Annotated in this window: 27 protein-coding genes; 14 read left to right on the top strand and 13 right to left on the bottom strand. The window is 66.1% G+C overall.

The genetic code is table 11. The annotated features are described in order from the left end of the window. Positions 1-23: 23 nt before the first annotated feature. The 3 genes from AC1DIX_RS19385 to AC1DIX_RS19375 form a co-directional block, all read right to left on the bottom strand. Entirely contained in the window at positions 24-245 is a 222-nt protein-coding gene (locus AC1DIX_RS19385; protein ID WP_442124092.1) for a glycine zipper 2TM domain-containing protein, read from the bottom strand. Positions 246-269: 24 nt separating this feature from the next. Further along, positions 270-581: a BON domain-containing protein gene (locus tag AC1DIX_RS19380; protein ID WP_442124093.1), complete on the bottom strand. Its 312-nt coding sequence runs from the start codon at positions 579-581 to the stop codon at positions 270-272. Positions 582-670: 89 nt separating this feature from the next. Beyond that, entirely contained in the window at positions 671-2,794 is a 2,124-nt protein-coding gene (locus tag AC1DIX_RS19375) for an AsmA family protein (RefSeq protein ID WP_477326594.1), read from the bottom strand. Positions 2,795-2,982: 188 nt separating this feature from the next. Here AC1DIX_RS19375 and AC1DIX_RS19370 point away from each other — a divergent pair, with 188 nt between their 5' ends. From AC1DIX_RS19370 to AC1DIX_RS19345, 6 genes are all read left to right on the top strand, one after another. Continuing rightward, on the top strand, positions 2,983-3,378 hold the full coding sequence (locus tag AC1DIX_RS19370) for a DUF4398 domain-containing protein (RefSeq protein WP_477326592.1): 396 nt from the start codon (positions 2,983-2,985) through the stop codon (positions 3,376-3,378). A gap of 56 nt (positions 3,379-3,434) precedes the next feature. Beyond that, positions 3,435-4,358 carry an OmpA family protein gene (locus tag AC1DIX_RS19365; protein ID WP_442124095.1) on the top strand — a complete coding sequence of 308 codons (924 nt, stop codon included), beginning with the start codon at positions 3,435-3,437 and terminating at the stop codon, positions 4,356-4,358. Between the two features lie 39 nt (positions 4,359-4,397). Beyond that, the gene (locus AC1DIX_RS19360) at positions 4,398-4,934 is read left to right on the top strand and encodes a ferritin-like domain-containing protein (protein WP_477326590.1); all 537 of its coding nucleotides are present in this window, start codon (positions 4,398-4,400) and stop codon (positions 4,932-4,934) included. Between the two features lie 135 nt (positions 4,935-5,069). Further along, positions 5,070-5,336 carry an ElaB/YgaM/YqjD family protein gene (locus AC1DIX_RS19355; RefSeq protein ID WP_442124134.1) on the top strand — a complete coding sequence of 89 codons (267 nt, stop codon included), beginning with the start codon at positions 5,070-5,072 and terminating at the stop codon, positions 5,334-5,336. An 18-nt stretch (positions 5,337-5,354) separates the two neighbouring features. Next, positions 5,355-5,741 carry a phage holin family protein gene (locus tag AC1DIX_RS19350; RefSeq protein WP_442124097.1) on the top strand — a complete coding sequence of 129 codons (387 nt, stop codon included), beginning with the start codon at positions 5,355-5,357 and terminating at the stop codon, positions 5,739-5,741. A 25-nt stretch (positions 5,742-5,766) separates the two neighbouring features. After that, positions 5,767-6,120, top strand: coding sequence for a hypothetical protein (locus tag AC1DIX_RS19345; protein WP_442124098.1), 354 nt, complete (start codon positions 5,767-5,769; stop codon positions 6,118-6,120). A 136-nt stretch (positions 6,121-6,256) separates the two neighbouring features. On the opposite strand, the gene AC1DIX_RS19340 is transcribed toward AC1DIX_RS19345, so the two are convergent. Together AC1DIX_RS19340 and AC1DIX_RS19335 are read right to left on the bottom strand one after the other, a co-directional pair. Continuing rightward, positions 6,257-6,700 carry a hypothetical protein gene (locus AC1DIX_RS19340; protein ID WP_477326588.1) on the bottom strand — a complete coding sequence of 148 codons (444 nt, stop codon included), beginning with the start codon at positions 6,698-6,700 and terminating at the stop codon, positions 6,257-6,259. A 61-nt stretch (positions 6,701-6,761) separates the two neighbouring features. Next, a complete protein-coding gene (locus AC1DIX_RS19335) occupies positions 6,762-7,268 on the bottom strand; it encodes an outer membrane lipoprotein (protein WP_477326586.1) in 507 nt (168 codons plus the stop codon). A 208-nt stretch (positions 7,269-7,476) separates the two neighbouring features. On the opposite strand from AC1DIX_RS19335, the gene AC1DIX_RS19330 reads away from it, so the two are divergent. From AC1DIX_RS19330 to AC1DIX_RS19320, 3 genes are all read left to right on the top strand, one after another. Continuing rightward, complete coding sequence (locus AC1DIX_RS19330; RefSeq protein ID WP_442124101.1) at positions 7,477-8,007, top strand: hypothetical protein; 531 nt, start codon at positions 7,477-7,479, stop codon at positions 8,005-8,007. Between the two features lie 88 nt (positions 8,008-8,095). After that, positions 8,096-8,410: a BON domain-containing protein gene (locus AC1DIX_RS19325; RefSeq protein WP_477326584.1), complete on the top strand. Its 315-nt coding sequence runs from the start codon at positions 8,096-8,098 to the stop codon at positions 8,408-8,410. Between the two features lie 153 nt (positions 8,411-8,563). After that, complete coding sequence (locus AC1DIX_RS19320; protein ID WP_477326582.1) at positions 8,564-9,847, top strand: AI-2E family transporter; 1,284 nt, start codon at positions 8,564-8,566, stop codon at positions 9,845-9,847. 173 nt (positions 9,848-10,020) lie between these two features. On the opposite strand, the gene AC1DIX_RS19315 is transcribed toward AC1DIX_RS19320, so the two are convergent. Together AC1DIX_RS19315 and AC1DIX_RS19310 are read right to left on the bottom strand one after the other, a co-directional pair. After that, on the bottom strand, positions 10,021-11,040 hold the full coding sequence (locus tag AC1DIX_RS19315; protein ID WP_477326580.1) for a YihY/virulence factor BrkB family protein: 1,020 nt from the start codon (positions 11,038-11,040) through the stop codon (positions 10,021-10,023). A 121-nt stretch (positions 11,041-11,161) separates the two neighbouring features. Beyond that, on the bottom strand, positions 11,162-12,193 hold the full coding sequence (locus AC1DIX_RS19310) for an OmpA family protein (protein WP_477326578.1): 1,032 nt from the start codon (positions 12,191-12,193) through the stop codon (positions 11,162-11,164). Positions 12,194-12,801: 608 nt separating this feature from the next. On the opposite strand from AC1DIX_RS19310, the gene AC1DIX_RS19305 reads away from it, so the two are divergent. The 5 genes from AC1DIX_RS19305 to phbB all read left to right on the top strand — a co-directional run bounded on the left by AC1DIX_RS19305 (position 12,802) and on the right by phbB (position 16,769). Next, complete coding sequence (locus AC1DIX_RS19305) at positions 12,802-13,407, top strand: winged helix-turn-helix domain-containing protein (RefSeq protein WP_047825542.1); 606 nt, start codon at positions 12,802-12,804, stop codon at positions 13,405-13,407. Positions 13,408-13,593: 186 nt separating this feature from the next. Further along, positions 13,594-14,364: a glutathione peroxidase gene (locus tag AC1DIX_RS19300; RefSeq protein ID WP_442124106.1), complete on the top strand. Its 771-nt coding sequence runs from the start codon at positions 13,594-13,596 to the stop codon at positions 14,362-14,364. After that, on the top strand, positions 14,364-15,239 hold the full coding sequence (locus tag AC1DIX_RS19295; RefSeq protein WP_477326656.1) for a M90 family metallopeptidase: 876 nt from the start codon (positions 14,364-14,366) through the stop codon (positions 15,237-15,239). The genes AC1DIX_RS19300 and AC1DIX_RS19295 overlap by 1 nt, the downstream gene beginning before the upstream one ends. Positions 15,240-15,328: 89 nt before the next feature. Next, a complete protein-coding gene (locus AC1DIX_RS19290) occupies positions 15,329-15,883 on the top strand; it encodes a hypothetical protein (RefSeq protein ID WP_477326576.1) in 555 nt (184 codons plus the stop codon). A 127-nt stretch (positions 15,884-16,010) separates the two neighbouring features. Continuing rightward, positions 16,011-16,769: an acetoacetyl-CoA reductase gene (gene phbB / locus AC1DIX_RS19285; protein WP_477326574.1), complete on the top strand. Its 759-nt coding sequence runs from the start codon at positions 16,011-16,013 to the stop codon at positions 16,767-16,769. A 12-nt stretch (positions 16,770-16,781) separates the two neighbouring features. Here the strand turns inward: phbB and AC1DIX_RS19280 are convergent, their stop codons facing one another. The 6 genes from AC1DIX_RS19280 to AC1DIX_RS19255 all read right to left on the bottom strand — a co-directional run bounded on the left by AC1DIX_RS19280 (position 16,782) and on the right by AC1DIX_RS19255 (position 21,274). Next, entirely contained in the window at positions 16,782-17,165 is a 384-nt protein-coding gene (locus AC1DIX_RS19280) for a TraR/DksA family transcriptional regulator (RefSeq protein WP_442124109.1), read from the bottom strand. 82 nt (positions 17,166-17,247) lie between these two features. Then, positions 17,248-17,757: a hypothetical protein gene (locus AC1DIX_RS19275; RefSeq protein WP_477326572.1), complete on the bottom strand. Its 510-nt coding sequence runs from the start codon at positions 17,755-17,757 to the stop codon at positions 17,248-17,250. Positions 17,758-17,778: 21 nt separating this feature from the next. Beyond that, the gene (locus tag AC1DIX_RS19270; RefSeq protein WP_477326570.1) at positions 17,779-18,645 is read right to left on the bottom strand and encodes a hypothetical protein; all 867 of its coding nucleotides are present in this window, start codon (positions 18,643-18,645) and stop codon (positions 17,779-17,781) included. Positions 18,646-18,729: 84 nt separating this feature from the next. After that, a complete protein-coding gene (otnI, locus tag AC1DIX_RS19265; RefSeq protein ID WP_477326568.1) occupies positions 18,730-19,509 on the bottom strand; it encodes a 2-oxo-tetronate isomerase in 780 nt (259 codons plus the stop codon). Positions 19,510-19,519: 10 nt separating this feature from the next. Further along, a complete protein-coding gene (locus tag AC1DIX_RS19260) occupies positions 19,520-20,818 on the bottom strand; it encodes an MFS transporter (RefSeq protein WP_477326566.1) in 1,299 nt (432 codons plus the stop codon). Between the two features lie 21 nt (positions 20,819-20,839). Next, positions 20,840-21,274: a MarR family winged helix-turn-helix transcriptional regulator gene (locus AC1DIX_RS19255; protein WP_477326564.1), complete on the bottom strand. Its 435-nt coding sequence runs from the start codon at positions 21,272-21,274 to the stop codon at positions 20,840-20,842. Positions 21,275-21,604 lie beyond the last annotated feature (330 nt).

Below are 21,604 nucleotides of genomic sequence, written 5' to 3'. Positions count from 1 at the left end.
CGTGAACCGGACCGCGGATCGGCTTAGTGGGTCTTGCTGGTCTGGTTGCCGATCACGCCGCCGACGGCTGCGCCGCCCACGGTGCCGACGGCGCTGCCGCCGGTCAGGACCGAGCCTGCCACGGCGCCGACGCCGGCGCCRACGGCGGTGTTACGGTCCTGGTTGGACATGCCGGCGCAGCCGGTCAGGCCCAGTGCGACGGTTGCCAGCGAAGCGGTCACGACGAGTTGTTTGATGGTTTTCATGATGATCTCCTTACGGTGGGTTTTTTATCTCAAGCGCAGGTCATTCCTGACCGACTTCACGCCCTTTACTGTGCGGGCAGCCGCTGCTGCTGCCGCCACATCGTCCGCCGAGCTGACGAATCCTCTCAGCTGGACGACTCCCTGTCCGGTTTCCACTTCGAGCTCGGAAACCTTCAGGTTCGGATCCCCGTTGATGGCTGCCTTGACTCCGGTCGTGATGGTGGCGTCGTCGATGGCCTGGCCGGCATGTTCCCCGGTCGAGGCGCATCCCGAGACGGTCACCGGGCCCAGCACCAAGGCGGCCAGCAGCGTCGCGGTACATCCGAATTGCTTCATCTTCCTTCCTGGTCTTGTTGCGTGATGCAGTGATGACAGATTACTTCCGCACACATCCATGGTCTGTACGACATCTCACACTACCGTGCTCAACGTTTCTGCTTGCCCGGCGGCGGCGCCTGCGGCTTGGCGCCGGCCTCGGCCAGCAGTGCGGCGCAGGGGCTGTCCTTGCCCGGACCGGTGTTGATCAGCGGGAGCAGGGCGGCGGCCGGCGCGGCCACGATGGCCAGCGCGGCCGCGGCGCCGCCTTTCAGCGCCAGCACCTTTTTGTCGAGCTGCAGGTCCGGATGCTTGAAGGTGCCGCGCACGTAGAAGGGCGTGCGCAGGGTGAAGATGCGCAGCGCCTTGGTCTCCGGCTTGACGCGCAGGTCCATCTGCTCGCTGCTCAGGTTGACCGTGCCATTGATGTCGACGATCGCATCCTCGGTGTCGAGCACGAAGGTATTGGTCTTGGCCACGCCGTTGGTGACGTCGAGGTCGGAGGCCAGGCAGTTCAGCTTCACCTGCTTGTCGCCGAACAGCTTGGTGATGATGACGTTGGCAACGTTCAGGCCGGCTTCCTCGAGCAGCAACTTGCTGACCACGCCCTGGCTGACCAGGCCCTTCACTTCGCCGTTCGACTTCGCCAGCATCTCGCCCACCGAATCGCCGGTGGCGGTCAGCTTGGCCTGGGCATACACGTCGCCGGCGGTGGCCTGCTGGATCTTCTGGATCTGCGGGAACAGCTGCTTGACCTCGATCTCGCGCGCGGTGGCCTCGAGCGTGGCCTTGATCGCATCCTTGCCGCCGCCGCCGCTGCCATCCAGCGTGACGGTCGAGGTGACGCTGCCGCCGGCCATGCCGAAGTCCAGCGGCTTCAGGCGCAGCACGCCGTTGTCGAGGGTCAGGTGGGTCTTCAGTTTGCTGAGCGGCAGTTGCGCGGTCTTCACGATGCGGTCGGCCGAGAAGTGCACGTCGGCGTCCAGCACCTTCCACTTTTCGGTATGGAATTTCTCGACCGGCAAGGCCTTGTTTGCCGGCTGCACCGGCGCCACGCCGCGCTTGCGCTTGCTGGCATTCGAGTCGGCGCCGATCAGCGGGCCGAGGTCGGCAAAGCGCAGCTGGTTCGAGTGCACGGTACCGCTCAACTTGTTGCGCGGCTTCTGGCTCTGGAAAGTGAGGCTGCCGGCGATGTCGGACTCGCCGACCCGGCCCTTGAATTTCTCGTAGCTCCAGCGCCCACCCTTGCGGTCCGAGGCCCCGCCCAGCGAGCCGATCAGGTGGCCCTCGGTCGAGAACGGCGGGGTTTCCGGCAGTACCACGCCGGTGAAGGCGTACAGCCGCGCCATGCTGGGACCGGCCAGCTTCAGGCGCAGGTCGAGCCCGGCCAGCTTGGCCGGCCGCGTGACCGTGCCTTCGACCGCCAGCGCGTAGGGGCCGGAATGCACGTCGGCCTGGACCGGGAAGGGCGCGTCCTGGTCCCTCAGGGTCAGCACGCCCCCTAGCTTGCCCCCGCCCGTGACCGGGGCCTTGTTGTAGCTGCCATGGACCTTGAAGCCGATCCCGTAGGTGGGGTCGTTGGCGATGGTGTCGACGTCGGCCGTGATGTCGGCATCGGTGACCGCGTCCTTGATGTGGACCACGCCCTTCGACAGCACCAGGCGCTCGAGGTCCAGCTTCCACGTCGATTTCTTTTCCTCGTGTTTATAGACCCAGTTGTAGTGCGTGGCATCGGTACGCAGCAGCTCGACCTGCGGGCCGTCGAAGCGCAGCACCGGAATATTGATCGTGTGGCTGAGCAGGGCAAATGGATTCAGCGAGAACGAAAACTGGCGTACGCTGGCGGTGTCGCCCTTCGGCATGTTTTCAGGATTGCCGACGTGCACGTCGTTCGCGTACAGGTGGGGCCAGGGAATGTGGTCGCGCCAGGTGCGTTGGCCCGGAACGATGCTTTCCGACGGCCGCTCCCAGTGCACCGACAGGTCGCCGACGATGGCGAAGGGGCGGTCGATGGCGTTGCTGACCTTGGCGTTCAGCCAGGGCTTGGCGCGGTTCCAGTCGAAGGTCAGGAGGATGATGATGGCGATCACCGGAATCGCGATGAGGATGCCGAGGATCCACAGCACGGTCTTCATCGTGCGCGACATGGCGCGCCCGCCGTGGTGCTTGCCGGCTGCCTTGCCGTGGCTGTCCTGGTCCGCCGGCTTGTTCTCCTCATGCTGTCGGGTTGTCATGGGCAATCCTTCGGGTGGGATGTGTTGAGATCAGATTAACGTAAAGGTTCGCCGATCTATGTGCGATGCCGCACCCTACTGGCATGGGTCTTGCCCGGACACCGCCCAATGTGCGGCAGCGAACCGAACACTTTACGCATGAGGCTTATAACGTTACCAACACAATCTTTCTTCAAGGGAGAACCACGATGGACATGAAATCGATGAATGTGCTGCTGCGGGCAGGCGCGGTCGCCGCGGTCCTGGGCCTGGCCGCTTGCGCCAGCCCGGAAAAGACCCCGGCCACGGCTGCCGTCGCGGTGTCGCACAACGCCGTCGATAACGCAGTGAGCGCCGGCGCGCCCGAACTGGCGCCCGAGGAAATCAGCGCGGCGCGCGCCAAGATGATGCGCGCCAACCAGGCGCTGGCCGCCAAGGACTACAAGCTGGCGCGCGAACTTGCCGTGCAGGCCCAGGCCGATGCCAAGCTGGCCCAGGCCAAGGCCAGTTCGGCCAAGGCGACCGCGGCCTCGAACCAGCTCAACGAAGACCTGCGCGTGCTGCGCCAGGAAGTCGACCGCGCCAATTCGGACCAGCAGCAGTAAGCCGAGCTTCATGACAACCGCGCCCGCCAGGCGCACATAAGAAGAAAGGACCCACGATGAAATCGCATTTTCTGACATCGGCGATCTTCGCCGGCGCCGTGCTGCTGGCCGGCTGCAGCACCGTGCCGACCACCACCCCGACCCTTGACGAGGCGCGCGCCGACTACGTCGCGGCCAGCAATAATCCGCAGGTGTCGGCCAATGCCCCGCTGGAATTCCGCCAGGCCAGCGAAGCCCTCGACCGCGCCAACCAGGCCGCCGCCAAGCGCGAGAGCCTGGACACCATCGACCGCCTGGCCTATGTGGCCAAGCAGCGCATCGCCACCGCCCAGGAAGTGGCGAAGGCCAAGAGCGCGGAAGCCGACATCGCCAACGCCGGCCGCGAGCGCGACCGCGTGCAGCTGGAAGCCCGTACCGCCGAGGCCGAACGTGCCAAGCGCGAAGCCGCCGCCGCCAATGCCCAGGCCGCCGCCGCCCAGCAGCAGGCCCAGGATGCCCAGGCCCAGGCCGCCGCGGCCCAGCAGCAGAACGCCCAGCTGGCCGAGCGCGCCGCGCGCCTGGAAGCCATCCTGGTCGAGCTGCATGCGCAGAAGACCGAGCGCGGCATGGTGGTCACGATCGGCGACGTGCTGTTCGCCACCGACCGCGCCGAACTGAACGCGAACGGCATGGCGACCGTGCGTAAACTGGCCGAGGTCATGATGCAGAACCCCGACCGCACTGTGCTGGTCGAAGGATTTACCGACAGCACCGGCAGCCACGCCCACAACCAGGACCTGTCGGAGCGCCGTGCGCAATCCGTGGCCCAGGCCCTGACCAGCCTCGGCGTGGAGCGCCAGCGCGTCGCGACGCGCGGCTACGGCGAAGCCTATCCGGTGGCGTCCAACGACAGCGCCTCCAACCGCCAGCTGAACCGCCGCGTCGAGATCGTGCTGTCGAACGAGAACGCGCCGATTCCGCCGCGAGCGGCGGTGCGTTGATTTTTGCTTGAGTTTTATTGATAAAGGGGTAGATTGACCATGAACGAGACGACTTCCAAGCTGGCCCACGGCTTCGACATCGCGGAGATCCGCCGTGCGGCCGCCAACCTCGAGGACGGCGCCGTCACCGAAGGCTACGCCGCCGACCGCGAGGCGGTGATCGCGATGCTGAACGCCGCCCTGGCCACCGAGCTGCTGTGCGTGCTGCGCTACAAGCGCCACTATTACACGGTCAGCGGCCCGAACACCGGCCACATCAAGGCCGAGTTCCTCGAGCATGCCCAGCAGGAACAGGACCATGCCGACCGCATCGCCGAGCGCATCGTCCAGCTGAACGGCTCGCCGAACTTCAATCCGGCCACGCTGACCCAGCGCAGCCACGCCGAGTACGACGACTCCGAAGACGTGCAGGCGATGATCCGCGCCGACCTGATCGCCGAGCGCGTGGCGATCGAGTCCTACCGCCAGATGATCCAGGCGATCGGCGACAAGGACCCGACCACCAGGAACATGCTGGTCGAGATCCTCGCCACCGAAGAGGAACACGCCGACGACATGCGCGACCTGCTGGCCTGACACGAACGCTTTCCATAACCCACCAAGAACAAGGAGTACAACATGCTCGATTCCATCCGCGCCAACGCCAATTCCGTACGCGCCAAAGCCAACGCCGCCGACATCGACGACAAGCTGGACGATGCCGGCACCGACATGAAAACCCTGGTCAAGGATGCCCAGTCGCTGCTGACCGCGGCCGCTTCCCTGACCGGCACCAAGGCCGACGAGCTGCGCGCACGTGGCATGCGCATGCTGGATGCGGCGCTGGGCAAGGGCAGCGAGTACAAGGATCAAGCCATGGTCAAGGGCAAGGAACTGGCGAAGAATGCCGATGTCTACGTGAAGGACAATCCGTGGCGCACCGTTGCCGCGGCGGCCGGTGTCGGCCTGCTGATCGGTGTCCTGCTGGGCCGCAAATAATCCGAGCCGGGGGCAGCCATGGAAAATAACGAAACCGTCGTGCAGAGCCCCGGCCTCATGGGTGGGATCACGGGCCTGGCGAAAAACCTGTTCGGCCTGGTGGTGTCGCGTGTGGAGCTTGCCGCCCTCGAACTGACCGAGGTGCGCAACCACCTGATCGAACTCGTCGCCATCTTCGCGATGGCCGTGCTCGCGACCTGGTTCGCCCTCGCCTACGGAACGGCGACCATCGTCGCGCTGGCATGGGACGAAATGGGCTGGAAGATCCTGCTGGTCATGTTCGTCGTCTTCCTCGTCATCACCGGCATCCTGGTGGCCAGGGGCCTGTCCATGCTGAAGCAGGGCAAGCTTGCGTTCCCGGAGACGATGAAGGAACTGCGCAACGACCGCGACATGCTGATGTAAGCATGCCAGCCAAAAGGGGAAAAACATGCAGAAAAACGACCATCGCAGTCACGAGGAAAAGAAGCGCGCATTGCTGCGCGACGCCGAGTTCTTTCGCGCGGGCGTGGCCCATTCGCGCGCCCAGATCAGGCACGCGGCGCGGCCCGAGGTGATGTTCCACTCGGTCATCGATCACGCGACCTGGGCTCTGCGCGCGCGCGCCGACATGCTGCTGAAACCTTCCGGCACAAGTGTATCGGTGCTGGCGCCTTACGCCTTAACCGTGCTAGGCTTCATTCGTAGGCGGCGTCTCGGTAAACCGGCGCTGGGCATCGCAGCCCTGGTGGGTGTTGCCGCTTGGTATATACAGCGCAAACGCGCGCAACACATGGCATACTGAAGGCGAATCGCGGCCGGCCTTCGAATATGAAGGGCCGGTCCGCGTGACAGGATATGGTGGGGCTTGAGCGGCGTCGCAATCCTCGGATTGGACGCCGTCTTTTTGCAGACCTGCTCAGCGCCTTCTCAGCGCCTTCTCAATGCGAGTTCGGCATGGGAGCCGGCGTCGGTGCCGGTGCCGGCGCCGGGCCCTGGACGGTCTGGACCGTGGTCTCGACCGACCCTTTCGGCGCGTTGTCGAGCTGCGCCGGGGCATTCTTCATATCCCGCTCGTAGCCGGCGCGCGCTTCCTTCAGGCAGGCGCTGCGCCCCGACGCCGCGCTCCCGCGGCAGGCATTCTTCGCTTCCTCGTAGGCCGCGCCGATCTCCTTCTGCAGGATGCGCAGGCGCGCCTGGCGGCTCGTGTCTTCGCTGTGCCAGCGCGCCGGGTCGCCTTTCCGGATCTCGCTGGCCTGCTTGACGGCAACGTTCTTGTCGACCGTGCTGTCGTTGAAGGGCTGGCCCTGGGTCTGCGCCTGGGCGCCGGCCGCACACAGGGCGGCGAGTGTGGCGGCCATCGCGATCGCTTGTGCTTGTCTCATGGGACCTCCATTCTCTGGACGAACGAAAGCCGGCGCACACGCGCCGGCACTCTCATTACGCTTAATAACGATACACGCGGCCGTCGACGATGCGCACGCGGTTGCCCACGCGCAGGTCGTAGACATTGTCCTGCACGATGGTGCGGTATTCGCCGTTGTCCATGCGGATATTCACCGCATAGGTCTGCTGGCCGTCGCCGGCATTGCGGTTGCGCTCGACGTTGTTGCCGATCGCCGCGCCGGCCACGCCGCCGGCCACGGTGGCCGCGGTGCGTCCGCCGCCGCTGCCCACCTGGTTGCCGGCTAGTGCGCCGACCAGGCCGCCGACGATGGCGCCGGCGCCGCTGGTGCGGGCTTCCGCATTCGTCACCTGGATCGATTCGATGGTGCCGTAGCCGGCCGAGGCGCTGTCGCGGTAGCCGTCATTGCGATAGCCGTCGTTGCGGTAGCCGGTGTCGGCACCGCGGTAGCCATTATTGCCGTAATAGGGGTCAGGGCTGCTGCTGGCGCAACCGCCAAGGACTGCACCGGCCGCGACCAGGGCGGCGATAGTTCGGATAGCTTTCATGACTTGTTCTCCTGGCAAAGATGTAAGCCCAGATTAAGCAGCGGCATGCCTGAGGTCTGTGCGATGACGCACCCTATCTCCTTGCATCTGATCCATGTCCTTACAACACCTTTTGACTGTGTTCGGCACCGAACAGAACTCTTCGTTACGGCAGAGTAAAACATCACCTGAGTGTTGAAAAAGGAGAAAAACAATGAGGACACCCCATATGATTTTATTGCTCGGCGCCGCCATGCTGTGGGCAGCGCACGTGCGGGCGGCAACCCCGGAGTCCAAGCTCGCCTACCAGCAGGCGCGTGAACAGGCGGCCGCCAATTACAAGAACGCGCGCGCCCAGTGCGATGCCGTGACCGGCAATCCGAAGGATCTGTGCGTGGCAGAAGCCAAGGCGGTGCGCGTGCGGGCTGAGGAAGAGGCGCGTGCGAAATACGAAGACACGCTGAAGGCTTACACCCGCGCCCGCCTGAAGATCGCGGATGCCAACTACGACCGCGACAAGACGCGTTGCGCCGGCCTGGCCGGCAACGACAGGGACGTCTGCCAGGCCCAGGCCAAGGCCACGCTGGTGGCCGCGCGCGCCGACGCCAAGGCCGACCAGAAGACCATCGAAGCGCGCAACGAGGCCCGTGACGACAAGCTGGAAGCCGCATGGAAAGTCGCCAAGGAACGCTGCGACGCCTTTGCCGGCGCCGCCCGCGACCAGTGCATGTCGGACGCCAAAGCCCAGTTCGGCAAATGATGTAAACGCGAACCACAACCCGATTTATAACCGGCCTCAAGGCCATCCCGTATCACCCGTGTGATGCATTGACAACAAGGAGCTCATCATGACCATGACCAAACGTATCGCCACCGCCGTCTTCACCGCCACTATCGCTTTCGCCGTCGTCGGCTGCGCCCAGACCGCCACCCACGAAAGCACCGGCCAGTACCTGGACGATGCCGGCATCACCACCAAGGTGAAGGCCGCCTTCGCCGCCGACCCGAACGTCAAGGCAACCGAGATCAACGTCGAGACCTATCAGGGCACCGTCCAGCTGTCGGGCTTCGTGGCCAATCCGGCCGACGCCCAGCGCGCCGCCGACATCGCGCGCGGCGTGAAAGGCGTGTCCTCGGTCAAGAACGACATTCGCGTGAAGTAAGCCGGCGCGTAGAATGAGCTGACGCCGGATGGTGTGTTCCGGCCGCGCGGGGGATCCCTGTTTGACTCACCAGGGGGTCCGCCCGGGCGCGTCGGCTGGACAGCAACATATCGGCCAGCCCCAGGGTTGGCCTTTCTTTTTTCAGGTATCGACATGCAGCTCGCTCCCCCCGCCAAGACTTCGGCCGAGCAATCGGACCACCCAACCCCGGCGTCAGCCACCGAGGAGCCGCGCTCGCCGGAAGAGGCGGCGCGCGAAACCGGCCTGCTGAGCGCCGAAGGCGCCCCTACCGGCGAAGAGCTGGGGGCCCAGCACGGCGCCCTGCGCCTGCCGGTCCACGTCAACGCACGCGGGATGTCGCTCGGCATCCTGGCCACCGTCGCCTTCATTTTCGCCATGCAATGGGCCAAGAATTTCCTCGTGCCGCTCCTGCTCGGCATCTTCCTCGCCTACACCCTCAGCCCGGTGGTGCGCTGGCTGGAGCGCTGGCACGTCAAGCGCGCGATCGGCGCCACCCTGGTCACGGCCGCGATCCTGGCCGGCATGGCGCTCACCGCCCAGCGCCTGCAGGGCGAGTTCTTCAATATCGTCGACGGCCTGCCGGCGCTGACCCACAAGGTCACCAGACTGATCACCCAGAATTCCGACGGCCAGCCCTCGACCATCCAGCAGGTGCAGGCCGCCGCCGCCGAGATCGAGCAGGCGGCCGCCCACGCCGCCGGTGCGGACGCGCGCCGCGCCCAGCAGCAAAAGCATCCGGCGCCGGCCGGCGTGCCGGGGGCCAGCAATTTCCGCGTGATGGACTGGCTGCTGGCCGGGTCGGTGGGCCTGGCCAGCTTCATCTCCCAGGCCACCATGGTGGTCTTCCTGGTGTTCTTCCTGCTGCTGGCGGGCGACACCTTCAAGCGCAAGCTGGTCAAGCTGACCGGGCCTTCGCTGACGCGCAAGAAGGTGACCGTGCACATCCTCGAGGACATCAACACCTCGATCCAGAACTATATGTTCATGCTGCTCGTCACCAACACCCTGCTGGCCCTGCTGATGTGGGGCGTGCTGCGCATGATCGGCCTGGAGAACGCCGGTGCCTGGGCCATCTTCGCCGGCGTGGCCCACGTCATGCCTTACTTCGGGCCGCTGCTGATCACCTCGGCAACCGGCCTGGTCGCCTTCCTGCAGTTCGAATCGCTGCGCATGGTGATCCTGGTGGCGGGCGCCTCGCTGGCGATCGCGACCCTGGTGGGCATGGTGGTGACCACCTGGATGACCGGCAAGATCGCAAAGATGAACCCGGCCGCCGTGTTCGTCAGCCTGCTGTTCTGGGGCTGGCTGTGGGGTATGTGGGGCTTGCTGCTCGGCGTGCCGGTGGTGGTGGTGGTGAAGGTTGTGGCCGAGCGGGTGGAAGGGATGGAGGTGGTGGCGGAGTTGTTGGGGGAGTGATTYCACCCGTCGTTCCCGCACCTCCCCGTCATTCCCTCCACGCCGAGCGGCCGAAGCCGGTACTCTCCGAAACGCGGCAGGGATATCGGAGGGCCTGAATCCGGTTGTTCAGCATGGATCCCCGCCGGCGCGGGGAGTCGTTTCGGGCAATGTCCGGAAAGACGCTGACGTGTTCAGGCATTGTGGCCGACAGCCACTCCCAACCGCCGATCCGGCGCCCCGCCCATGCGCCGATCACGCGAGCCCGCGTTACGGCGTTCGCGGATGCGGCGTTCCGGCCGGCCATCCGGCAGGTCGCCCAGCGGGGACACTTCCTTGCCTTCCTTCTTGCTCAGGCTGCCCATCTGGATCGCGTACTGGCGGGCGAATTCGGCGCCCAGGAAGAAGATCTGCGCCGAGTAGTACACCCACAGCAGCAGGGCGATCAGGGAGCCGGCCGCGCCGAAGCTGTTGGTGGTGCCGCTGTTGCCGATGTACAGGCCGATCACGTATTTCCCCAAGGTGAACAGGACCGCAGTGCCGAGCGCGCCGATGGTGACGTCGTGCCAGGACAGCTTGATGCGCGGCAGCAGCTTGTAGATCACGCCGAACAGGGTGGCGATCACCAGGAAGCTGAAGGCCCAGGCGACCCAGCCGAAGATGACGGTGGCGTTATGCCAGTAGCCGCCGAGGAATTTCTCGGCCACGGTCAGCGCCGCCGATACCACGAGCGAGGTCATCAGCAGCAGGGCCAGGGTCAGGATCAGGCCGAAGGACAGCAGGCGGGTGCGGATCGTGTCCCAAAAGCTGGCGTCCTTGGGCGGCGGCACGCCCCAGATCTCGTCCAGGCTGTCCTTCAGTTCGGCAAAGGCGGTAGTGGCGCCGATCACCAGCAGCACGGTGGCGACGATGGTGGCGAACAGGCCGCTGTCCTTGTTCTGGGCGCCGGCCAGGATGGCTTCGATGGTTTGCGCGCCCTTCGGGCCGACCAGGCCGCGCAGTTCGCCGATCAGCTGGCCCTGGGCCGCTTCGGCGCCGTAGAAGAAGCCGGCGACGGCGATCACCAGCACCAGGATGGGCGCGAGCGAAAACAGCGAATAGAAGGCCAGGGCCGCGCCCTTGCTGGATGCGCGGTGCTCCATCCATTCGGTGACGGCGCAGCGCATCACGTGGATGACCTTGCGCGAAAACGGTGCCCAGTTTTTTACATCCATATCGCTTCTCCAAAAAAAGAACGCGCCCGAGGGCGCGTCGAGTGACCAGCACGGGTCGGGGCCCTGCGGGTGGCCGGGCCGGCGGGAACGCGTGCGCTCCCGCTCATGTTCACCCTACTGCTTACTGCACGCGGCGTTCGACGGTGATCTGCTCGACTTCCACGCGACGGTTCGGCGCCAGGCACGCGATCAGCTCCGAACGCTTCTTCTGGTGGCAGTCGGTGACCACCGGATTCTTCTCGCCCTTGCCGTAGGCCTTCAGGCGGTTCGCGTCGACGCCCTTGCCGACCAGGTATTCGCGCACGGCGTTGGCGCGGCGCTCCGACAGCTTCTGGTTGTACTTCGGCGAACCGATGCGGTCGGTGTAGCCGGTGATGTCGACGTCGGTGATCGACGGATCCGCCTGCAGGGCGGCGGCGATGTCGTCCAGCTTGGGTTGCGGCATCGACAGGGTGGCGCTGTCGAAGGCGAACATTTCGGTCGCCGACAGGGTCACCTTCTCGAAGCGGGCCGGCGGCGGCGGCGGCGGCGGGGCTTCCACGACCGGGGCCGGTGCCGGTGCCGGGGCTTCCACGACCGGCGCAGGGGCCGGTGCCGGCGGTGCCGGCGGCGGGTTGAAGGAGTAGATCAGGCTGAAGTTCACGTACTTGGTCAGGGCTTTCGAGAAGCCGAACTCATCGTCGTGGCGCAGGTTGCTCTTCACCGCACGGGCGTCGAGCTGGACCGCCCAGCGGTCGTTGATGCTGGACTGCAGGCCCAGTCCGGCGGTGTAGTACGGCGACCAGCCGGACGCATTGAAGCCGGCGCGGCTGGCGTGGTCACGCTCGCCGCCGGCACCAATCAGCAGGAAAGGACGCACTTCCTTGCGCGACAACATCAGCAGCGCGTCGACGCCAACCAAGGTCTGGCGGTAGTCGGTGCCATTGTTCGAGATACGTGCATTGCTCGCACCGACCTGGATGTCCCACAGCGGGTGCACCGGCTTACCGAATTTCAACCCGCCGCCCAGGTGCTTGCCGCCGACACCGAAATCGTGGTCGGGCTTCATATCGACGAGGGTCGGCGCAACGTACCACGACGGATTGATGACTTCTTGAGCCAGCGTCGAACCAGCCGAGCAGAGCAGGGCGGCAGCCAGAGCGATCTTCTTCATATTATTCACAGGTAACTCCCAGAGGTTGTAAATGTACTTACATCGCGTGCCTAAACAGTGATGTTGTAGTCAACAATACAAGACCGCGTTTCCCAAGGTCCGTGCGCTACCGCACAAAGGCTACTGTGTTTGTGACAAATTCGCAACGCGACAGTTCCATTTTTTCCTGCTCAGCCACAAAGGGTGGCTTAAGATGGGCTCATCTTCGGCTATGTCGTCGATAAATTCCCCGTACGCAAGAAAAATAGAGAAAGTGTTATCACTAACTGTTTCATTTTGTAATAGTTGTTCGATCGCGGTGTAACGATCTTTATCTTCTTCCCCGGACATACAGCCTGGGACACCCGGTCACTTACTACCGTGGCTGTCATAAAAACCGCTGTTCTTTCCCGTTTTCTCAATTGAACGCTTGTGCCGCGTCAATACGCTGGCTCACTTAATAACTTTGAGAAATTTTCGGCAATGTTGGCTGGCGCACAGAACTCCGGGTCTGACGCAGGCAACCTTGTATCCAGTTAAGCGGAACCGGCGAGTTGTCTGGGGGTCATACAGAAAAACGCCGGTCCGGGCCACACAGAACACAGTCTCATTAAATGGAGTAAACCAACATGCATGCAGCGACTCACCACAATGCGGTGCAAGGCGACATCGGCGCAGTGCACACTTCCAGCAACTCTGCACTGATCGAACGTGTCCCGCCGCAACCGACCGAACGCGCGCCCATCTCGCTGGCGCCGATCGAGCGTGTGCGGTCGACCTCGGCCACCCAGCGCCGCATCGAGAACATGCAGAAGCTGATTGGCGAGCTGCAGACGCACGAAATGCTGGCCGACGAAATCGCCTGGTTCCTGAAATTCTCGCCGTCGGGCGCCCGCAAATACATCCGCGACCTGCGCGAAGCCGGCGTGATCGAACTGGCCCGCTATATCGAGGGTACCGCCACCTACCTGGGCAAGGCCGTGTACCGCATCTCCCCGGATCCGGAACGCGTCAAGGCCTTCCTGGCCGCGATCTGCCAGCCGAAGCGCGAAGGCGCCGCCCCGCGCAAGGAGCGCCCGGGCCTGCGCGAACAGAGCATGGCCGGCACCGGCCGCCATTTCCACATCCTGGCCGACGACACCCACTACGCGATCCGCGTGAACCGCAGCCCGGTCTCCCGCGATCCGCTGGTCGCCGCCCTGTTTGGCCCGGCCCCGAGCCAGGTCGCCAAATAAGCCGGCCGGCACCGAATCTGCCCTGATCCCGTACGCGGCCCAGACAGCCGCCATGCGGGGAAACGGCACGATGCGCGCCACCGCCTCCGGGCGGTGGCTTTTTTTTACCAATTGAAAAGTCGATAAGGGCTCCCATATGCGGCGGGAAGCGGCAAGTCGCCGCACCCGTCAACCACAGGAGATCCCATGTTACCGAGTGCCGAATCGCTGGAAGGAAAGCCCGTCCCCCAGGTCACGTTCAAGGCGCGGCCCGACGAGCAGTGGCGCGACATCACGACCGACGAGCTGTTCAAGGGCAAGACCGTGGTCGTGTTCGCCTTGCCGGGCGCCTATACGCCGACCTGTTCTTCCGCCCACCTGCCGCGCTATAACGAACTGGCGCCGGTGTTGCGCGATAATGGCGTGGACGACATCGTCTGCATCACCGTCAACGATCCCTTCGTCGTCAACGAGTGGCAGCGCAGCCAGGAAGCGGACAATATCACCATGATCCCGGACGGCAACGGCGATTTCAGCGAAGGCATGGGACTGCTGGTCGACAAGCGCGAGCTCGGCTTCGGCAAGCGCTCCTGGCGCTATTCGATGCTGGTGAAGGACGGCATCGTCGACAAGATCTTCATCGAGCCGGACAAGGAGGGCGATCCCTTCGAAGTGTCGGACGCCGACACCATGCTGCGCCATATTAATCCGGAAGCGAAGCCGATCGAGCCGGTGGTCATGTTCTCGAAACCCGGCTGCCCGTTCTGCGCACGCGCCAAGGCGGTGCTGAAGGCGCGCGGCATCGCCTTCACCGACATCCCGCAGGACCAGAAGATCACCACCAGCGTGCTGCGTGCCGTCTCGGGCGAGATGACCTGGCCGCAGGTCTTCGTCGGCGGCACGCGGATCGGCGGCGCCGATGCGGTCGAGGCGCATTTCGGGCAGTCCGGCGCGCCGGCGGGCGCCCAGGCCGCGTGATGGAGACCGGCGCCGCCATCGCCTGCGCCGCCATCGCGGCCGGGCTGCTGCTGGCCTGGGGCCTGCCGCGCTGGCGCCTGGGGCGGGCGCTGGCGCGTCCGCTCGACGCCGCCCAGCTGGGATTCATCGAGCGCAACGTGGTCCAGTACCGCGGCATGCCGGCGCCGCTGCGCGAGCAGCTGCAGGTCCTGGTCAAGCGCTTCCTGCACGAGAAGACCTTCGTCGGCTGCGCCGGGCTCGAGATCACCGAGGAGATGCGGGTGACGATCGCGGCCCAGGCCTGCCTGCTGCTGCTCAACCGCACTACCGAGGTGTACCCGGGCCTGCACGCGGTGCTGGTGTATCCGGGCGCCTTCCTGGTGCCGCGCAAGGAGGTCGATGCCGGCGGCGTGGTCACCGAGACGCGCCAGGACCTGCTGGGCGAATCCTGGGGCGACGGCCGCGTGATCCTGTCCTGGGACCACGTGCAGCGCGCCGGCCACCAGCCGGAAGGCGCGCAGAACGTGGTGCTGCACGAGTTCGCGCACCAGCTCGACAGCGAATCCGGCAGCACCAACGGTGCGCCCATCCTCGGCAGCACGGAAAGCTACCAGCGCTGGTCGGCGATCCTGTCGCGCGACTTCGAGCTGCTGCGCCGCGATACTTACTGGGGCTACCGCGACGTGCTCGATCCCTACGGCGCCAGCAGCCCGGCCGAATTCTTCGCGGTCGCCACCGAGAGCTTCTTCGAGCAGCCGCACGCGCTGGCGGCGCGCCATCCGGACCTGTACGCCGAATTCAGGCGTTATTTCCGCGTCGATCCGCGCGACTGGTTCCCGCAGCCGCTATGGCAGGAAGCGGAGCCGCAGGGCGTGGTCTACGGCCAGTGGCGCTGACTGCGCCAGGCTGCGTGCGTTTGCGCACAGAGCGCCGGCAGCCGCTCGCGCATGCTCTGCAGTAATAACGAATCCAGGAGGGTTGACCAATGTCCATGATCATTGCAGGGCACTTTCAGCTGCTGGAAGACATCGAGCAGGCGCGCCGCGCGCTGCTCGACGCCGGCTTCGCGGGCGAGCGTATCAGCGGTTTCTACCTGAGCCAGCCTGGCCAGCACGACCAGACCCCGATCGGCGGCGACCACATCCAGTCGCCGGGCGCCAAGGAAACGCCCTTAGGCGTGGTGGAGGGCGCCAGCGCTGGCGCGGTGATCGGCGCGGTGGCGGGCGCGGCCACGATCCCGTTCACCGGGCCGCTGGGGCCGGTGGTCGGCGGCCTGGTCGGCGCCCACGTCGGCTCGCTGTTCAGCTTTTCGAAGATGAAGGAAGCCGGCGAGCGTGAACAGGGCGGCGAGGCGCCGGCCGAGATCCGGCATGCCGGCATGCTGGTCGCGGTCGCTTTCGACGATCCCGGCATGGAGGCGCGGGCGGTGGACGTGCTGCGTGGCCTGGGTGCCACCCAGATCGAGCGCGCAAGGGGTAATATCGTGGATGGCGACTGGGCCGATTTCGAGCCGTGCAGCACCCCCGACATCATCCGCTGAGCATTTCCCGGACATTCCGCCGGGGCAGGGCTGTTGAGATTTGTCAACGCTGAGTACGGCAGCGCTTCTAGACTCGGTGTTTCCGCCGCGCTCACGGCGCGGCCTAACCGGCGAGGAGACGACAGACATGCACGAAGACAAAGCAGCTGCAAAAGTAGCCTTGGTAACGGGTGGAATGGGCGGGCTGGGCACGGCGATCTGCCGGCGCCTGCACGACGAGGGATTCCAGGTGGCGGCGACCTGGTCGCCGCACAACTCCGCGCCGGAAGCCTGGCTGGCGGCCCAGCGCGACGACGGCTACCGCTTCCAGGCCTACAAGGTCGACGTCACCGACTACGGCGACTGCGAGTGGATGATGCAGAAGCTCTTGTCCGAGATGGGCCGGCTGGACGTGCTGGTGAATAATGCCGGCATCACGCGCGACCGCAGCCTGCGCAAGATGAGCCTGGAGGATTGGCAGGCCGTGCTGCGCGCCAACCTCGACAGCGTATTCAACCTGAGCAAGCAGGCCATCGAACCGATGATGGCGCGGCGCTGGGGCCGCATCGTCAACATCTCCTCGGTCAACGGCCAACAGGGCGCCTTCGGCCAGACCAACTACGCCGCCGCCAAGGCCGGCATGCACGGCTTCACCAAGGCGCTGGCGCTGGAGATGGCGCGCCACGGCATCACCGTCAACACGGTGTCGCCCGGCTACCTGCGTACCCGCATGGTGGAGGCGGTGCCGCCGGATGTGATGAGCGGCAAGATCCTGCCGCAGATTCCGATGGGCCGCCTGGGCGAGCCGGACGAGGTGGCCGGCCTGGTGGCCTATCTGGTGTCCGAGGATGCCGGCTTCATGACGGGGTCGAATTTTGCCATCAACGGCGGCCAGCACATGTACTGATCGTCGGGATCGTCAGCGGGAGCGCTCGGCGCGCGTCTGGCAGGCGATACACAGGCGCGCTTCGGGCTTCGCCAGCAGGCGCGACTCGCCGATAGCCTGGCCGCACATTTCGCACAAGCCATAGCTGCCGTCTTCGAACTTGGCCAGCGCGTGGCGCAGCACCTGCATCTCGGCCGCATGGTGGCCCGCCGCTTCGCGCGAAAGGTCGTTCAGCAGGCGCACGGTGGCGCGGTCGAGCGGCGAACTTTCCACTTCCGAAACCGGCAGCTCGCCCTCGGCGGCCTGGGGCGGCGCCGCGCTCTCCAGCGCCCGCAGGCGCTGCTCCAGCATCGATTTCAGACGTGCGAGCAGGTCCAGGTCCGCGCCGCCGGACTGGACGCTTGGATTGACGCTCATGGAAGGGCCCTCCGATGGATGCTGCGCGAGAACCCAGTGTAGCGCAAACTTCGAGCGCCTAACAAAAACCCTGGGGCTTCTGTCAGACGCTCGCGGCCGGCGGCGCCTCGTGCACGGCAATGACGTCGAGCTGGGTCTTGAGCTGGTCGACCGCGGCCAGGATCGGCAACACCTGGCCGGTGCTGGCCGCCGCGGCCAGGCCCAGCAGGCGGGCGACCAGGGTGATGCCGTCGCCGATGCGGGTGATCTTGCGGATCTTGTCGGCGGCGTCCAGAGTGAGGGCGACCAGGTGCTGCTGGGACTGGCCGAGCGAGCCGACCACGCAGGCGGCGGCGTCGTCGTAGAGGCGGTTGGCGCGCTGGCGCAGCTCGATCTCGGCGTCGAGGAGGGTACGGGCCACGGCCTGCTCGGATTCCGGCACCTCGCCGTGGTGCTGTTCCTGGCTCTGGTGGATGTCGCGCATCACCCGCTCGTGGATGCTGTCGGCGCAGGCGGACAGCTTGTCGGCCAGTTCCTCGACCTGCTTCGCGGTGGACAGGGCCTCGGCCGGGGTCGGCGGCGCCTTGGGCGGGGTGGGCTTGTCGTTTGCCATGGGTTTCCTCGGGCTCGGGAATCAGGGGGAGTCGGACAGGGCGTCGCGCAGGGCGATCAGGTCGCGCCCATAGGCGGACAGCAGCGCGCGCACCTCCGGCGACGTCAGATTGTGCAGGTTCTCGCGCATCTTCTGGTGGCCTTGCGCCACCTTGGTCAGGCCCTGCATGGCCGCGTCGTAGCGCTTGTCGATCAGCTTGTATTCGTTGGCCTTGCTCATGTAGTGCACCTTGGCCAGGGTCACCAGCATGCGGTCCGAATTCCTGGTCGAGAACGGGATCTCGACGTCGAAGATGCCGAGGATGGTCTTCTTCTCGTTCTCGTTGGTCTTCGCGTACAGGCGGGTCAGGGCGATCATCGCGTCAAGCAATATCTGCACGTCGGCGTCGCCGTCGCGCACCATGGTCTCGACGCTGCGGTTCTGGTAGCCGGAGGCGATCGCCCGGGTCAGCAGGCGGGTCAGCCCGGTATAGGCGGCGATGTGGCGCTGCTGCAGGCCGGACTCGGCATTCGCCTTCAGGCCGTTGCCGAGGTCGTCGAGCTGGGGCGAGAGGTCATAGCGGGCATCGCCGGCCAGCAGGCTCAGGGTCTGCATATACAGCACCAGGCTCTTCTGGATGCTGATGTAGTCTTCGTAGACGGCCTTGCGGCGCGCATCGTTCTCTTTCGCGATGCGGTCGGCGGCCGGCGACAGGTAGGGCTGCTCGCGCTCGTAGGTGTCGCGGTAGCGCCTGGACAGCTCGGCATGGCCGCCGAGGCGGGCCGAAGCGTCGGCGAACTGCCGGACTTCAGCCAGGCTGACCTGGCCGCCGGGACCGGCACAGGCGGCCAGCGTGAGGCCGGCGGCAAGGACAAGCAGGTAACGCGTGAGAGTGCGACAGATGTCCATGGGTCCTTTCTAGCCGGCAAAAGGCCGCGCTCGAAAAACCCATTCTTTCAAAGTTGCCTGCTGGCTACCTTGCCTCGGATCAAGTCAGCGGACGAAAGCCTCACGCCAGCCCAGGCCCGCCACGGTATCGCCCTGCGGGATGTATTCGCAGCCTACCCAGCCTTCGTAGCCGAGCTGGTCCAACAGGCGGAACAGGAAGGGGTAGTTGATCTCGCCGGTGCCCGGTTCGTGGCGGCCCGGCACGTCGGCGATCTGGATGTGGCGGATCAGCGGCAGGCGCTCGCGCAAGGTATTGGCGAGTTCTCCCTCCATGCGCTGCATGTGGTAGACGTCATACTGCAGGAAGAGGTTGGGGGCGCCGCATTCCTCGATGATGGCGGCGGCCTGGCTGCTGTGCGTCAGGAAGTAGCCGGGCATGTCGCGATCGTTGATCGGCTCGATCAGGACCTCGATGCCGTGGCGCGCGCAGGCGTCGGCGGCGAAGCGCAGGTTGGCCACGAAGGTGGCGTGGGCGCGCGCCGGCGCCACGTTCGACGGCAGCTTGCCGGCCATGCAGTGCAGGCGCGGCACGCCGAGTTCGGTCGCATGGTCGAGGGCCTGCTCGACGCTGTCCTGGAATTCGCCGACCCGGCGCGGATCGCAGGCGAAGCCGCGCTCGCCCGCGGCCCAGTCGCCGGGTGGGAAATTGTGCAGGACCAGCTGCAGCTTGTAGCGCTGCAGGCGGGCCAGGATCTGTTCCGGCTCGAAGGCATAGGGGAACAGGAACTCGACCGCGTCGAAGCCCGCCGCGCGCGCCGCGGCGAAGCGTTCGAGGAAGCCGAGTTCGTTGAACATCAGGCTCAGGTTGGCGGCGAATTTTGGCATAAGATTAATTTTAGCTTATTGACGCCGGCGGCGCGGCGTCGGCCATCTTCGCCATCGGCGTGAACAGCCAGGCCGCCAGGGCCGCCACGCTCAGGCCCAGGCCGGCGCCGACGAACAGGCTCGCCAGGGTGACGGCGCTGGCCAGCCAGCCGGCGACCGCCGCGGCCAGCGGCGCCAGGCCCATGAAGACGAACATGAAGATGCTCATCATGCGTCCCAGCATGCTCGGCGCCACGCGCTGCTGGATCCAGGTGAACACGGCCACTTGCACATAGCCGCCCAGCACCCCGATCGCCGCGAGGATCAGCATGCCCTGCCAGCTCGCCGTGACCAGCCCCAGCGGCATCAGGAGGAAGCCGGCCAGGCCGTCGACCAGCAGCAGGGTCAGGCCGAGACTGCCCAGGCGGCGCCTGCCGAAGCTGCCGGACAGGGCCATGCCGGCCAGCGCGCCGGCGCCGTGGGCGCCCATCAGCAGGCCGAGGGCGGAGGCGCCGTGCAGGCGCTCGCTGGCCAGCAGCGGCATCGCCACCTGCATCACGCCGCCGGTCACGCAGGCGCACAGGCCCCAGTAGAAGAAGGCGGTGCGCAGGGTGGTGTCGCGCCATACGGTCGCCAGGCCGGCGCCGACCGCGCGCAGCACCGGCTCGCGTGCCTGCTGCGGCGCGCTTGCCGCCAGCGGCCTGACTTTCGCCAGGGTCCAGGCCGACAGCGCGAAGCTGAAGGCGTCGAAGCCGAAGGCCAGGCCGAGGCCGGCGGCAGCGCCGCCGCGAACGCCGGCGCTGCCGTCGCCGGCCAGCAGGAACAGCAGGCCGGCCAGCAGCGGCCCGGCCAGCATCGTTACCTGGCGCACCGCCATCATCATGCCGTTGGCCGCCTGCAGGTGCTGCGGCGCCACCGCCTGCGGCAGCATCGAGGTGCCGGCCGGGATACTGAAGGCCGAGGCGATGCTCAGGACCACGGCCAGCGCCGTCACCAGCGGCAAAGTCGCGCGGCCGCTCAGCACCAGGGCCGCAAGCAGGCCCAGCAGCACCGTGTTGACGTGCTTGGTCAGCATCAGCACCCGCTTGGGCGAATGGCGGTCGACCAGGGCGCCGCCGAACAGGATCAGGATGGCGCGCGGCACGCCCAGCACGGCCACCATCATGCCGAGCGCGAGCGGATCGTGGGTCAGCTGCAGCACCAGCCAGGGCAGGGCGATCATGGTGAACTGGTCGCCGAGGGCGGAAATCACGCCGCCGCTCATCAGCCAGGCGAAGTTGGGGTCGCGCAGCAGGGCGCCGCGCCGATGGTGTTGATCCTTGTTGTGCATGGCGTTCCGATTGAAGAAGGATTATTGGCCGCCGCCCGCCAGCTGGGCCAGCAAGGCCGAGGTCGCTTCCAGCTGGGTCCGCGACGGCGCGCCCAGCATGGCGCGGCTGATGTCGTCGACCACGGCGGTGGCATTGCTTACCATGTCGTTGCCGGTGGCCGTGATGATGGCGTAGCCGACGCGGGCGTCGCGCGGATCGCTCTGGCGGTCGACCAGGCCGATCTTTTCAAGAGGCAGCAGCGAGCGGGTCACGCCGGAAGCGGTCAGGCCCAGCTTCTCGGCCAGGTCGACGCGGCGCAGGCGTCCGCCGGGCGCGCGCTGCAGGTGCAGCAGCATCTGGTAGTCGGCAAAGCTGATGCCGAAGTGGCCGCCGAGGGCGCTGTCGAGGCGGCGCGAGAGGGTGGCCCAGGCGCGTCCCATGCGCAGGCAGAATTCGGTGGTGAGGGTGTCGCTCATGATGGTCCTCCAATATTTGAAAAGTACTTGACTACTCAAATATATAGAGTTTCGCAACGCTTGTAAAGTACTTGAGTGCTCAACTATCTTATCAGGGCGTAAAAAAACCGGGGCCGCGCAACAGGGAAGTTTGCGCGGCCCCGGTTTCTCAGGCCCTGAGGCGTCTGTCCGGCTTAGCGGCCACCGCCGCTGCGTGCATTGGCCGGACGCGGACCACGGCCGCCACCGCCGCCATTGCCACCGTTGCCGCGTGCGCCGCCGCCATTGCCGCCGCGGTTGGCGYCGGGCTGGCCGCCGTTACGCGGCGCGCCGCCTGCCGGTGCGCTGCCG

Source organism: Massilia sp. 05N420, from assembly GCF_056397205.1.
This window is presented reverse-complemented; position numbering and strand designations above follow the sequence as displayed.